This window comes from Burkholderia sp. BCC0398, from assembly GCF_902833245.1.
GTDB classification, from domain to species: Bacteria; Pseudomonadota; Gammaproteobacteria; order Burkholderiales; family Burkholderiaceae; genus Burkholderia; species Burkholderia sola.
Window position 1 is genome coordinate 14281 of sequence record NZ_CADFEM010000019.1, and the last position, 11750, is coordinate 26030.

General features: G+C 65.1%; 15 protein-coding genes. 8 read left to right on the plus strand and 7 right to left on the minus strand.

Annotated elements, in window-relative coordinates:
* The first annotated feature begins 132 nt into the window (after nucleotides 1-132).
* Nucleotides 133-357: a glycine zipper 2TM domain-containing protein gene (locus HWX76_RS31340; RefSeq protein ID WP_012328540.1), complete on the plus strand. Its 225-nt coding sequence runs from the start codon at nucleotides 133-135 to the stop codon at nucleotides 355-357.
* An 88-nt stretch (nucleotides 358-445) separates the two neighbouring features.
* Nucleotides 446-1627, plus strand: coding sequence for a fatty acid desaturase (locus HWX76_RS31345; RefSeq protein ID WP_089484719.1), 1182 nt, complete (start codon nucleotides 446-448; stop codon nucleotides 1625-1627).
* Between the two features lie 64 nt (nucleotides 1628-1691).
* Here the strand turns inward: HWX76_RS31345 and HWX76_RS31350 are convergent, their stop codons facing one another.
* Nucleotides 1692-1871 carry a hypothetical protein gene (locus HWX76_RS31350; RefSeq protein ID WP_080001072.1) on the minus strand — a complete coding sequence of 60 codons (180 nt, stop codon included), beginning with the start codon at nucleotides 1869-1871 and terminating at the stop codon, nucleotides 1692-1694.
* Nucleotides 1872-1938: 67 nt separating this feature from the next.
* Nucleotides 1939-2211, minus strand: a complete 273-nt coding sequence (locus HWX76_RS31355) for a hypothetical protein (protein WP_089484720.1) — start codon at nucleotides 2209-2211, stop codon at nucleotides 1939-1941.
* A gap of 527 nt (nucleotides 2212-2738) precedes the next feature.
* Between HWX76_RS31355 and HWX76_RS31365 the strand changes: the two genes are divergently transcribed.
* Nucleotides 2739-3074, plus strand: coding sequence for a hypothetical protein (locus HWX76_RS31365; RefSeq protein WP_089484735.1), 336 nt, complete (start codon nucleotides 2739-2741; stop codon nucleotides 3072-3074).
* Between the two features lie 115 nt (nucleotides 3075-3189).
* On the opposite strand, the gene HWX76_RS31370 is transcribed toward HWX76_RS31365, so the two are convergent.
* Nucleotides 3190-3366: a CsbD family protein gene (locus HWX76_RS31370; protein ID WP_012328536.1), complete on the minus strand. Its 177-nt coding sequence runs from the start codon at nucleotides 3364-3366 to the stop codon at nucleotides 3190-3192.
* Between the two features lie 314 nt (nucleotides 3367-3680).
* Between HWX76_RS31370 and HWX76_RS31375 the strand changes: the two genes are divergently transcribed.
* Nucleotides 3681-4268 carry a YSC84-related protein gene (locus HWX76_RS31375; RefSeq protein ID WP_089448655.1) on the plus strand — a complete coding sequence of 196 codons (588 nt, stop codon included), beginning with the start codon at nucleotides 3681-3683 and terminating at the stop codon, nucleotides 4266-4268.
* A 61-nt stretch (nucleotides 4269-4329) separates the two neighbouring features.
* Nucleotides 4330-4476: a DUF3096 domain-containing protein gene (locus tag HWX76_RS31380; RefSeq protein ID WP_006413561.1), complete on the plus strand. Its 147-nt coding sequence runs from the start codon at nucleotides 4330-4332 to the stop codon at nucleotides 4474-4476.
* Here the strand turns inward: HWX76_RS31380 and HWX76_RS31385 are convergent.
* Nucleotides 4425-4769 carry a DUF2252 family protein gene (locus tag HWX76_RS31385; RefSeq protein WP_089484721.1) on the minus strand — a complete coding sequence of 115 codons (345 nt, stop codon included), beginning with the start codon at nucleotides 4767-4769 and terminating at the stop codon, nucleotides 4425-4427. The genes HWX76_RS31380 and HWX76_RS31385 overlap by 52 nt on opposite strands.
* A 43-nt stretch (nucleotides 4770-4812) precedes the next feature.
* Nucleotides 4813-5019 carry a hypothetical protein gene (locus HWX76_RS31390; RefSeq protein ID WP_089484736.1) on the minus strand — a complete coding sequence of 69 codons (207 nt, stop codon included), beginning with the start codon at nucleotides 5017-5019 and terminating at the stop codon, nucleotides 4813-4815.
* Nucleotides 5020-5578: 559 nt separating this feature from the next.
* On the opposite strand from HWX76_RS31390, the gene HWX76_RS31395 reads away from it, so the two are divergent.
* Nucleotides 5579-5737: a DUF3309 family protein gene (locus HWX76_RS31395; RefSeq protein ID WP_089448652.1), complete on the plus strand. Its 159-nt coding sequence runs from the start codon at nucleotides 5579-5581 to the stop codon at nucleotides 5735-5737.
* Nucleotides 5738-5864: 127 nt separating this feature from the next.
* On the opposite strand, the gene HWX76_RS31400 is transcribed toward HWX76_RS31395, so the two are convergent.
* Nucleotides 5865-7154, minus strand: a complete 1290-nt coding sequence (locus tag HWX76_RS31400) for a cation:proton antiporter (RefSeq protein ID WP_089484722.1) — start codon at nucleotides 7152-7154, stop codon at nucleotides 5865-5867.
* A gap of 382 nt (nucleotides 7155-7536) precedes the next feature.
* Here HWX76_RS31400 and HWX76_RS31405 point away from each other — a divergent pair, with 382 nt between their 5' ends.
* On the plus strand, nucleotides 7537-7755 hold the full coding sequence (locus HWX76_RS31405) for a hypothetical protein (protein WP_089484737.1): 219 nt from the start codon (nucleotides 7537-7539) through the stop codon (nucleotides 7753-7755).
* 166 nt (nucleotides 7756-7921) lie between these two features.
* The gene (gene pgm, locus HWX76_RS31410) at nucleotides 7922-9598 is read left to right on the plus strand and encodes a phosphoglucomutase (alpha-D-glucose-1,6-bisphosphate-dependent) (RefSeq protein ID WP_089484738.1); all 1677 of its coding nucleotides are present in this window, start codon (nucleotides 7922-7924) and stop codon (nucleotides 9596-9598) included.
* 23 nt (nucleotides 9599-9621) lie between these two features.
* On the opposite strand, the gene tkt is transcribed toward pgm, so the two are convergent.
* The gene (tkt, locus tag HWX76_RS31415) at nucleotides 9622-11697 is read right to left on the minus strand and encodes a transketolase (RefSeq protein ID WP_089484723.1); all 2076 of its coding nucleotides are present in this window, start codon (nucleotides 11695-11697) and stop codon (nucleotides 9622-9624) included.
* Between the last annotated feature and the right edge of the window lie 53 nt (nucleotides 11698-11750).

Consider the following 11750-nt stretch of genomic DNA (forward strand, 5'->3'; position numbering starts at 1 on the left):
GGTACGTTAGCGGACGGACTGCGCGCGATTCACCGCCCATCATGAACCGACGTCCCGAATTTCATCGGGATGTCAGCGCATGGGCTTCCGTGCGTCGTGCCGGATCGGACGGCGCGGCGGCAACCCGAGGGGATGATCATGAGAAAGCTACATTCCATGGCAGTCGAGATGGCGATCGTCACGTTGACGATCGTCGTGCTGGCGGGTTGCGGCGGTATGTCTCGCCGCGGAACGGATACCGTGATCGGGGCGGGTGTCGGTGGCGTCGCCGGCGCGGTCCTGACGGGCGGCAGTGCGTTGGGCACGGTGGGCGGCGCGGCCGTCGGCGGCGTTGTCGGCAACCAGGTCGGGAAATAGGCCGGCCGACGGGTAGGGAATCGGCACGCGCACTCGCCGTCGCGGCGAAGCGCGCGCGGATACATGCGTGACCCGGAGTGCGACCGGTATGTCGGCATTTCTCCTGAACGGCGAGCTGAGGCTGTCCTGGTGGCAGCTTGCGGGGGTCGTGTTCGTGCTCACGCATGTCACCATCATCAGCGTGACCGTGTACCTGCACCGCTGTCAGGCGCATCGGGCGCTGGATCTGCGCCCGTGCGCCAGCCACTTCTTCCGGTTCTGGCTGTGGTTGACGACCGGCATGCTGACCCTGCAGTGGGTCGCGGTGCATCGCAAGCATCACGCGAGAAGCGAGACCCCGGAGGATCCGCATAGCCCGCGAACCCGTGGCCTCGCGACCGTGCTGCTTCGCGGCGCGGAACTGTACCGGGAGGAAGTGCGGAACGAGGAAACGCTGCGCCGGTATGGATCGGGTACGCCCGACGACTGGCTCGAGCGCCACGTCTATGCCCGCTATCCGAATCTCGGCGTCGGGCTGCTCGCCGTGATCGACGTCGGGTTGTTCGGGCTCCCCGGCGTGGCGGCGTGGGCGATCCAGATGATGTGGATTCCGTTCTGGGCCGGTGGCGTGATCAACGGTTGCGGCCACTTCGGCGGTTATCGGAATTTTGCGACGCCCGATGCGAGCACCAACATTTTCCCGCTGGGCATCCTGATCGGCGGGGAAGAACTGCATAACAATCACCACGCATACGTGACGTCCGCCAGGCTGTCGAACCGATGGTTCGAGTTCGACATCGGCTGGCTGTACATCCGCCTGCTGGCGGCGTTGAGACTGGCGACCGTTCGGCGCGTCGCTACGAAGCCGCGCCTGCTCCCGAACAAGGCAGTGGTCGACGACGCAACGCTGCAAGCGGTCATCCGCAACCGGCATGCGGTGATGGCAGCCTATGCGCGCATGCTCGAACCCGCCTGCCGGCGCGAACTGCGCCGCATCAAGGACATGAGCCGCGACGACAAGCGCGCGTTCGCGCTCGCCATGAAACGCTGGTTGCGCCAGGCCTGGGGCCATCGGGGCAAGCCCGATCTGCGGCCGCTGACGAGCCAAAATGCCAATCGGCGAATGCGCGTGTACGTCGATATGTACGAGGCGTTGCTCGAGCTATGGACGTGGTCGCACGCATCGCACGAGCAATTGCTGGTTCAGTTGCAGGATTGGTGCCGTTGCGCGGAGCAGAGCGGCATCAAGGCGATTGCCGATTTCTCGATGCGCCTGCGCCGGTATGCGTGATCCCGGCATGCCGGTGACCCGCCATGCGGGACCGGCATGCCACAGCGTGCGGCGCAAGCGCCGCTCATCTCGCCCGATTGTCTGGGTGCGAATAACGCCACTTGCTTGCATTGGAATTGATGCCGGCATCCTGGCGGATGCGCTTTTCGGCGCGTTCGACGTCGGCACGGGCCAGATCATCCCGCTGCTTTTGCCGGGTCGCGTCATCGCGCCGATCGATTGAGGTGCCTGAGTGATATTTCATGGATCGCTCCTGAGTGAGGTGTGCTCGCGTCGCAAGACGTCGCGTCGAGCCGGATGTGGCGGACGGATCAGATCGCCGTGGGGGCGATCTTGCCGTCCACGATGTCCTTGCCGAATTGCATCGCCAGGTCGAGTGCGAGCGCCGCCGTTTGCGGAGCGCCATGCTCGAAAATGGTCGAGTAACGCGGTGCCGTTGCGGAGGTTGCCGGAATCGTGTCGATGCGCACGACTGAAGCAAAACGCTTCGGGCCGGGAGCGTGGGGATCGCCGAACGGCGGGAAAAGCATTTGTGAATAGACGCGGAGTTCATGTCCGCGATATTCGAGCGTGGGGATGGTCATGATTTGCTCCTGACAGAGCAACGATTGGCGCCGAAGGATTCAAGGGCGCCGATGCCTTGACAACAAACCGGCAGGTATCTTCAGTGTGCGCGCTCGACAATGGTTTCGCAATAACAATATCGGATACCGAAGCATATTTTCGATGCGGGTCAATCAGCGAGTTGCGGTGCGGTTGCGGAAGAATTCGCTTCCAAATAGTCGATACCGTACAGACCGACGCGCGTCGCCCGGGTCACGATGAACTCAACACCGAGGAGGCCGCCATGTGCATCCCACTTTCACCCGAGGTCGTCGAGACCCTCAAATCGCTTGATCGGGTTCGCGATTGCCAGGCTGATATTCCACGCGCCATAGCCGATGAACTGCTGACCCACGGGCTTGCATACGAGTTGCGCACCGGCGGTTCGATCAACATGACGGCGGCAGGCCGTCTGTGGCTGAATCGGTGTGCGGATTTGCGCGCATGCGTTGACCAGGCGAGACCGGATTTTGTCCTGTACAACGATCCATGGATCCATGAGGCAATGATGAAAACCCAATCTACACGATGGTTTGCGCTGGACCAATACGCGCCCATTCGCGACGGATGGTATGAAGTGCGACTGGTGAGCGGCGACACGGCGTTTGCGAAGTTTGGCGATGGCGAATGGACGGAAAAGCCGATGCTTACCTTTACGCGCTGGCGAGGCTTGCGCTCCGATCCAGCCAAGTCGGGCGATGCAGTGGATGCGACCGCAGATGCGACCGCGGCGAAAGGTGTCCGGGACGCGTGGGACGCGTTCTTTCCCGGCGTGGGAAACGAGCAGCACAAGCCGCTTGCCGCTGCGCATGGCGACCACCCCCGACGCATTGAGGCATCGTGACGGTCAGTCGGGAAGCGGGTATCGCCGGATGTTGCCTGCACGCGCCGTCAACATCCAGTGAATCCGCATCACGTTGCCCGATCGCGCGGCGCTACGGAACCGTTCGAGCGCCCCCCTACGGCCGCTTCCTGAATTGCTCTTTCGCGTCACCGAATGACGCTTGTGTCTTTCCGACGACCTGCTCGACCGTGCCCTGCATTCTGGTCGATCGATTTCCCATGATCCTGCCGACCATTTCCTTCAGTCTGCCTTTCGCTTCCGCGATGCGGCCTCTCACCTGATCCCTGTTCATCACACTGCTCCTTGACATGGGTCGCCTGCTTGATCGGTACGAAACCTGGAACCATCGAAGCGTCGTATCGGGCGCTTTACGCGGAACAACCGGTGCGCCCGAAGACACACTGAGCGCAATCGCGATGGAAGTCGGTACGATGCCGTACGCGGATCGCCGCCGGTGCGCCAGCGTATGCATGCGGGCGGCGGTTGGATCGATCGCCGCGAAGCCAGGTTGAGAAGGTTGTCTGTTTTTGCAGGCTTGGTACGCTTTCGTACCGCATTCGCCTGTGTGTAGCGTCAGGGGTATCCACGAACAACCTGGGGTGAATCATGCAGCGACGAACATTTCTATGGGGTACGCCGGGATCGATCCTGGCTATCGGCCTCGCGGTCTCGGGATGCACGACGACCGGTACATCCGACGCCAGTGGTCACCAGACCGACAAGCGCCACACCATCGATGCAGGCGTCGACTCGACCCTCGCACGCCTTTACACGACCGCCAAAGGCTCGCGTGAACTCGTCGGCAAGGCGCGCGGCGTGCTGGTATTCCCGTCGGTCATCGCGGCCGGCTTCTTCGTCGGCGGCCAGTACGGCGAAGGCTCGCTGCGCGTTGCCGGCAGCACGGTCGGTTACTACAGCACCACGACCGGCTCGATCGGCCTGCAGATCGGTGCGCAATCGAAAGCCATCATTTTCCTGTTCATGACCGAGGATGCGCTTGGTCGCTTCCGTAACAGCGAAGGCTGGTCGGTGGGCGGCGACGCATCGGTGGCAGTACTGAAAGTCGGCGCGAACGGCAATGTCGACACCAGCACCGCGACCGCGCCGATCGAAGCATTCGTACTGACGAACAACGGATTGATGGCCGGCGTGACGCTGGAAGGCACGAAGGTCACCCGGCTCAAGTCGCTGTAACGAGCGGCGGACGCGGGGCGGCTTGGTCTTCATTGGTTGTTTTCATTCTTGCGGAGGGCGTATGCACATTCTCACGAGCGCGGGCCCACTGGTTTCGCTGATCGCCGGCATTCTGATTCTGGTGGTGCCCCGTCTGTTGAATTACATCGTGGCGATCTACCTCATCGTCATCGGGTTGCTCGGGCTGTTCGGAGGACATCTCCACTGAACCGAGCCTCTCGCGAAAAAGCAGGTGACGAAACTCGCGGGCGGCGCCCGCGATCTCCGACTGTCGACGTGCCCCTGAGCGTTCGCGACGGGGCCCGGATTGCCTGCGTGGCAGTTGCCGCCAATCCGGACCGGGGGTTCTTCCGGTAACGTGCGGCGCTCCAGGCTCTCGAGCCATGCGTGGAATCTGACGGTATTGCCCCGGACATAGGCGCGGGCCGACCGCGCCATCTTCACGCTCCGGAGCGCAACGAGGGCAGCCTGCCACCCGCTGACGGGCGTGGGCCGGCGCATCGCACGACTCTGAGCGCGTGGTGGCTGAAGCGGGCTGCATGCGCTATGGAGTCGATCGGCATGCCGTTCCCGGACGCGGGCTCGCGTCGGAACGCTTTTGCTCCGCGGTGCGCGGTTGCTCGCGCGCGTTCGGGTTCGTCAGCCTCGGCTTTTCGGGGGCAATGGGCATTCCGTCATCGGTCGCGGTATCTTGCGCATATTTCCGATGCTGTTGCGGCGTGCCGCGGGCTTTCCGAGTCAGGTCGTTCATGAGCTTCTCCGGTGAATGCCGCTTCGCATGGATCCGGCCGCTCGAACCGGAGCACGGCGAGACCATCGGCAGTGTGTCGGCGCGTTGTGGCGCCGAGCGCGTATCGGCATCGGCAGCGCATGCGCGCGTGCCGACCCAGAATGGACGAGCGAACAGCGGAAGTCGGTACAGTGGCGGCTGGCGTCGCTTCGGACCGGCACGCCGATGATTTGCGCCGATGTCCGCGATAATCCGCACGCGTCCGGTACGTTGCCGGACAGACTCCATGCGTGCGTCCGCCTACATTGATTTCGAAAGAGTCGATGCACGTCCCGAACCGGGTGCATCGAGCACGTGTCCTGCATGTAGGAGCAGGACGACTGACTCCCCGGCTCCTCCGGCATTCGAGATACGGCACCGCCCATTTCGACGCGACAGGCGGCGAACGGCGCGTGCGCGCGTCGACGTGGAAGCGCACGGGAGCGTATCGACGGACACATCGGTTCGATTGCATTCGATGGCCATCGTTGCGAGCGCACTGCGCCATGACCCGCCGGATGATTGATTGAGGAGAGACGACATGTCACTGGGACTTCTTCTACTGATCGTTGTCGTGCTGCTGATGGTCGGGGTGATCCCGACCTGGCGCTACAGCAACGGCTGGGGGTATGGTCCAAGCGGATTGCTGGGCTTGGTATTGGTCGTGTTACTCATCCTGATGCTGCTGGGCAGGCTGTGACGCGGGACATCATCGGCGCTGCAGGTTCATGGGAAGACTGCCGCCCGACACCGCGAGTGTCGGGTGTGGCATCCCGCCGAATCGTTCGACCCGCGTACGCATCGCGCCACCGCGCCCGCGCTGGATCTCACGCATAGCGACGCATGAGCGGCGCGGCTGAAATGCCGTGCAGCACGATCGACATGGCGATGATGGCCAGTACCCATGGAACCAGCGGCAACAGTTGCGCACGCGGCCCTTGCTCGAGGGCCAGCATCAGGTAATACAGGGAACCCACGCCGCGAATGCCGAACCAGCTGATCAGCCGGCGCTGGTGGCGCGACGCCTGGGATCCTATCAGCGCGAGCCCGGTGGCCGCCGGCCGGATGACGAACAGCAGGGTCGCGACCACGGCCGCGTCGGCCCAGGTGAGCATGTCAACCCAATAGCGGGAGACGAGCGCGCCGATCAGCAGGATCAGCACGGCTTCGGCGATGTGTTCGAGCTCGATCGTGAATCCCATGACCGACTCCGCGACGAAGGCATGGGCTTTGTCGGGATCGGTGGCGGTGGCCTCGACATCCTCGCTGTCCACGATGCCGACCGTCTCCTTCGACGTCTTCCGGCCGCTCGTTCGATGCTCGACACGCCGCATCGCGACGCCCGCGGCGAACACGGCCAGGAACCCGTAGCCATGAATGGCGAGCGTCACGCCGTACGACAGCATGATCAGGCCCAGCGCGAAGAACCCTTCGAGGCCGAGCGCCTGTCCGTGGCGGCTGCGCAGGAATGCGACGAGCCGGGCGGTGGCGAAGCCGAGCAGCCAGCCGGCGCCCACGCCGGAGGTGATACCCCATGCAATGCCGCCGAGCATGCTCCAGTGAAGCTCCGACATCGTGCCAGACCCGCACGCAAGCAGGCCGATCACCGCGCAAGGGTAGGCGGTGCCGTCGTTGATCCCGCCTTCGCCGGACAACGAAAAACGCACCAGTTCGACGTCACCCGCGTCGCGTACGCCGACGTCATGAGCGAGCACGGGATCCGTCGGCGCGATCATCGCGCCCAGCAGTACCGCGACGCCGAGACTCAAATGCAGCACCAGCATGCCGAGCGCGGCGATCGACGCGACGGTGAAGATCATCGCGACGACGCCAAGCCGAATCGGCAGCATCCAGCGGCGATCGGCGGGCGGGACACGCAGCCTCAGGCCGATCGCGAACAGCGAGATCAGCAAGCCGATTTCGGCCGCGATGCGCAAGTGCGTGACGTCGTCCGGCAATGTCAGCGACAAGAAGCCGAGGCCGGCCGGTCCGATCAGAAAGCCGATCCCGAGATACACCATGGCCGCGCTCAGCGGCAGACGCTTGAGCGACGACCCGATGAGTCCCATGAAAATCAGCAGGGCTCCGAAGATGAGGCATCCGATGGTTTCGGTCAATTTGAATGTCCTGCGTGGGTAACGTCGCGCTCGCCGCGCGTCGAGCGTCGAACGCAGGTCGCCATGCGGTGTCGTTCAGGCGGCACGCGGCACGCGCGGGACGGCACACACCGGACTGGGCGTCGATGCCTTGCATTCGTCGCACAATATCGCTCCGGTCGTACCACGTTCGCAGCGAGTCGATTCGGCGTCTGTCCGATGGCGGACAAAGAACCGGGCGCAACCGTCGCAACCATCGCGATCGAAATGACGCGTGGCCGCGGCTGACGCAGCCGGGAAAGTGCACACGAAGCGGCATGCACCCATGTACGGTAGCGGGCAGAGCGGTGCAGTGCTTCGTCATAGATTGTTCGCCGATCCTCGTGACAACTGGAGCATGGCCATGGCGCATACAGCAATCGAGGGAGATCTGCGTTCACTTGAACGACTCGTTGCACGCGTCACGCTCGGTGAGCCTGCGCCATGGGCTCTCTGGCGCATTCGGCTGGAATCGATCCTGGAACACGGCTGCGTGACACCCTCGGAGCGCATGCATCTCGTCAGCATCATCGCCCTTCTCCTCATGCTCGAGCGTCGAGCGGGCAAGCTGGCCGCGCATTGAGCACGGCCGCCGCGTCGCGCGTTCGAGGGGGGCGCGGCGGCGCCCGCCATCCGCCGGGCGCGTGGCGGTAGTCATGGTTCGCGCTCGAACGAGAATGGCGGCTGGGGCCCATACAGGAGGCATGTTGAATCCCGCTACATCCGACCCGCCGGGCGCGCCAGCCGCGATGCCCGTCAGTCCGCTGGCAGGCCGGCTCGCGCCTTACGCGCTGTGGATCGACGTTCCCCGCCTCGTGACCGCGTACTACACTGATATGCCGGACCCGGCAGTCCCGGCGCAACGCGTGACGTTCGGCACGTCGGGACACCGGGGTTCCGCGTTGACCCGCAGCTTCAACGAGTGGCATGTCCTCGCGATCACGCAGGCGATCTGCCGGTATCGACGTTCGCACGGCATCCACGGTCCGGTGTTTGTCGGCATCGATACGCATGCGCTTTCCGAACCGGCGCAGGCGAGCGTGCTTGAAGTGCTGGCTGCCAATGGCGTCGAGGTCATGCTGGCGCCACCGGGTGAATACACGCCCACGCCGGCCGTTTCGCGCGCGATCCTGACGTACAACCGGGGACGCAATGCCGGGTTCGCCGACGGCGTCGTCGTGACGCCGTCGCACAATCCGCCGGACAACGGCGGCATCAAGTACAACCAGGCGACCGGCGGCCCGGCCGGGGAAGCCGTCACCCGATGGATCGAAGCGGCCGCGAACGATCTGCTCGAGGCGCGGCTCGCGGGGGTGAGCCGCGCCTCGTTGTCGACGGCATCGAATGCCGCCACGACGCACCGGTACGACTTCCTCGCGGCGTATGTCGACGACCTGGCCAGCGTCATCGACATGGACATCCTGCGCGGCGCGCCGATCCGGCTCGGCGTCGATCCGCTCGGCGGCGCCGGCGTGCACTACTGGGGTGCGATTGCCGAGCGTTACCAACTGAATCTCGCGATCGTCAGCGAGGAAGTCGATCCGACTTTTCGCTTCATGAGCGTCGACTGGGACGGGCGGATCCGCATGGATCCGTCGTCGCCGTATGCGATGCAGAGCCTGATCGCGCGGAAAGACCAATTCGATGTCGCGTTTGCGTGCGATACCGACCACGACCGGCACGGGATCGTCACACGCAGCGACGGTTTGCTGCCGCCCAATCACTATCTCGCGGTGCTCGTCGACTATCTGCTCGCGCATCGGCCGAAATGGCCCGCTCGCGCGGCGGTCGGCAAGTCGGTCGTCTGCAGCGAGATGATCGATCGTGTCGCCCGCGCACACGATCGCGCAATCTACGAAGTGCCCGTCGGCTTCAAGTGGTTCGTCGGCGGATTGCTCGACGGCACGCTGGGGTTCGCCGGCGAGGAGAGTGCGGGGGCCACGTGCCTGCAGCTCGACGGGCAACCCTGGACGACCGACAAGGACGGCATCGTTCCCGCGTTGCTGTCGGCCGAAATCACGATCCGAACCGGCCGCGATCCGGCGGAGCATTACCGTGACCTGGCGCACCGCTTCGGCGCGCCCGCCGAACGGAGGGTACAGGCCGCAGCCACACCTAAGCAGCGCGCGCTGCTGGCGCGGCTAACGCCGCATCAGTTCACGCAGACCGAACTGGCGGGAGAGGCGATCGTCCGGATACTCGATCGGGCGCCGGGCAATCGGGCCGCGATCGGGGGCATCAAGGTGATGACGGAGCACGGCTGGTTTGCCGCGCGGCCGTCAGGTACCGAAGATCTCTACCGGATCTATGCGGAGAGCTTCAACGGAGAGGATCACGTGGCGCGCATCGTGTCCGATGCGCAGTCGATGGTCGACGCGGTGCTCGAAGCAGGCACGCGCAATGCCGGTGGCGGCTCGAACGCCTGATACGCGCATGGGCCGCCCAACGGTCACGCGAGCAGTTTCAGTGCGCGGTCGCAGACGTTCTCGACCGTGAAGCCGAAATCGCGCATCAGCTCGGCGCCCGGCGCCGACGCGCCGAAACCCGCAATGCCGAGTACGTCGCCACGATCGCCGACATAGCGGTGCCAGCCTTGCGACACGCCCGCTTCGATCGCCAGCCGCGCACCGACCGACTTCGGTAGCACGGCGTCCTGATACGACTGGGGCTGAGCGTCGAACAATCTCCAGCAGGGCAGCGACACCACCCGAACCGCCACGCCGCGCGCGAGCAACTCGGCGTGCGCTGCCAGCGCGAGCCCGACTTCCGAGCCTGTCGCGATCAGGATCAGCGCGGGGCGACCGTCGGGGGCATCGGCGAGCACGTAGCCGCCGCGCCGCAAGCCCTCTGCCGGCGCGAACCGGAGGCGATCGATGGTCGGCACGTCCTGGCGGGTCAGGATCAGCGCGGTCGGCCGTTCTCGCGCTTCGAGCGCCACGCGCCACGCGACGGCCGTTTCGTTGGCATCGGCCGGTCGAATCACCAGCAGGCCCGGGACCGCACGCAGGCCGGCAAGCTGTTCCATCGGCTGATGCGTCGCACCGTCCTCGCCGACGGCGAGGCTGTCGTGCGTGAACACGTAGATCACCTGCAGACGCATCAATGCGGCGAGCCGGATCGGTGGACGCATGTAGTCGGAAAAGATCAGGAAGGTCGCGCCGAACGGCACGATGCCGCCGTGGGCCGCCAGGCCGTTCAGGATCGCGCCCATTGCATGCTCGCGCACGCCGAAATGCAGATTGCGGCCGCTGCGGCTCCAGCCGCCGCCGTCGGAACCTTGCCGGTCGAGCGCGTTCATGCCGGCGGCCTCGAAATCGCCGTGCCCGGTCAGCGCGGTGAAGGTGGAGGGATTCAGATCGGCGGAGCCGCCGATGAGCGACGGGACGCGGGGGGCGAGGGCGTTCAGCACCTTGCCGGATGCGACCCGCGTCGCCATGCCTTTCGGATCGGCCGGAAAGACCGGGATATCGCGGTCCCAACTGTCGGGCAGCGCGCCGCGCACCGAGCTCAGCAGCATCTCCGCCAGCTCGGGAAACGCGCGCGCATAGGCTGCGAACAAGGTGTTCCAGTGCGCTTCCCGTATTTGCCCCTCCGCCAGCGCCCGGCGAAAATGCGCGAGCGCCGGTGCGGGGATATGAAACGCGGGATCGGGCGGCCAGCCGAGGTTGTGCTTGGTCAGACGCACCTCGGCGTCGCCGAGCGGCGATCCGTGAGCCTGGTAGGTGTCTTGCCGGTTGGGCGAGCCGTAGCCGAGATGTGTGCGCACGAGGATCAACGACGGACGCCGCTGCTCGGCACGTGCGGCGAGCAGCGCCGCGTCGATGGCGGCAAGGTCGTTGCCGTCGTCGACCGTTTCCGTATGCCAGCCGTAGGCGTCGAACCGTTGCGGGCGATCTTCGGTGAAGGTGATCGCGGTGCCGGCGGATAGCGTGACGCGATTGTCGTCGTACAGGCAGATCAGCTTGCCGAGCCGGAGATGGCCGGCAAGCGATGCGGCTTCCGCCGCGACGCCTTCCATCAGGTCGCCGTCGCTGACGAGTACATAGGTGTGGTGATCCACGATCTCGAAACCGGGGCGGTTGTAGCACGCGGCGAGCCGCGTTTCCGCCATCGCCATGCCGACGGCGTTGGCGAGGCCCTGGCCGAGCGGGCCGGTGGTCGTCTCGACGCCCGGCGTGAGGCCACGCTCCGGATGGCCGGGCGTGAGGCTGCCCGATTGCCGGAAGCGGACGATCTGATCGAGCGGCAGGTCGTAACCGGTGAGGTGAAGCAGGCTGTACAGCAGCATCGAACCATGTCCGGCCGACAGGATGAAGCGATCGCGATCGAGCCACGCCGGATTGACGGGGTGATGCTTGAGATGGCGCATCCATAGCGCATAGGCCATCGGTGCGGCGCCGAGCGGCAAGCCTGGATGTCCGCTCGCTGCTTTCTGCACGGCATCGATCGACAGGAAGCGCAGCGTATTGATGCAGAGCGCATCGAGTGCCGAACCTTCGGTTGGCGGGAAATCGGTTGAGGTCATGCAGCTGCTCCCTGGCGTCCTGTCACGCGATATCCCGCATGGAAGGGGGTTGC

Bases quoted from the DNA above. Each gene is read 5' to 3' on its own strand.
- HWX76_RS31340 (WP_012328540.1), top strand. From the start codon at position 133: ATGATCATGAGAAAGCTACATTCCATGGCAGTCGAGATGGCGATCGTC.
- HWX76_RS31345 (WP_089484719.1), top strand. From the start codon at position 446: ATGTCGGCATTTCTCCTGAACGGCGAGCTGAGGCTGTCCTGGTGGCAG.
- HWX76_RS31350 (WP_080001072.1), bottom strand. From the start codon at position 1,871: ATGAAATATCACTCAGGCACCTCAATCGATCGGCGCGATGACGCGACC.
- HWX76_RS31355 (WP_089484720.1), bottom strand. From the start codon at position 2,211: ATGACCATCCCCACGCTCGAATATCGCGGACATGAACTCCGCGTCTAT.
- HWX76_RS31365 (WP_089484735.1), top strand. From the start codon at position 2,739: ATGAAAACCCAATCTACACGATGGTTTGCGCTGGACCAATACGCGCCC.
- HWX76_RS31370 (WP_012328536.1), bottom strand. From the start codon at position 3,366: ATGAACAGGGATCAGGTGAGAGGCCGCATCGCGGAAGCGAAAGGCAGA.
- HWX76_RS31375 (WP_089448655.1), top strand. From the start codon at position 3,681: ATGCAGCGACGAACATTTCTATGGGGTACGCCGGGATCGATCCTGGCT.
- HWX76_RS31380 (WP_006413561.1), top strand. From the start codon at position 4,330: ATGCACATTCTCACGAGCGCGGGCCCACTGGTTTCGCTGATCGCCGGC.
- HWX76_RS31385 (WP_089484721.1), bottom strand. From the start codon at position 4,769: ATGCGCCGGCCCACGCCCGTCAGCGGGTGGCAGGCTGCCCTCGTTGCG.
- HWX76_RS31390 (WP_089484736.1), bottom strand. From the start codon at position 5,019: ATGAACGACCTGACTCGGAAAGCCCGCGGCACGCCGCAACAGCATCGG.
- HWX76_RS31395 (WP_089448652.1), top strand. From the start codon at position 5,579: ATGTCACTGGGACTTCTTCTACTGATCGTTGTCGTGCTGCTGATGGTC.
- HWX76_RS31405 (WP_089484737.1), top strand. From the start codon at position 7,537: ATGGCGCATACAGCAATCGAGGGAGATCTGCGTTCACTTGAACGACTC.
- pgm (WP_089484738.1), top strand. From the start codon at position 7,922: ATGCCCGTCAGTCCGCTGGCAGGCCGGCTCGCGCCTTACGCGCTGTGG.
- tkt (WP_089484723.1), bottom strand. From the start codon at position 11,697: ATGACCTCAACCGATTTCCCGCCAACCGAAGGTTCGGCACTCGATGCG.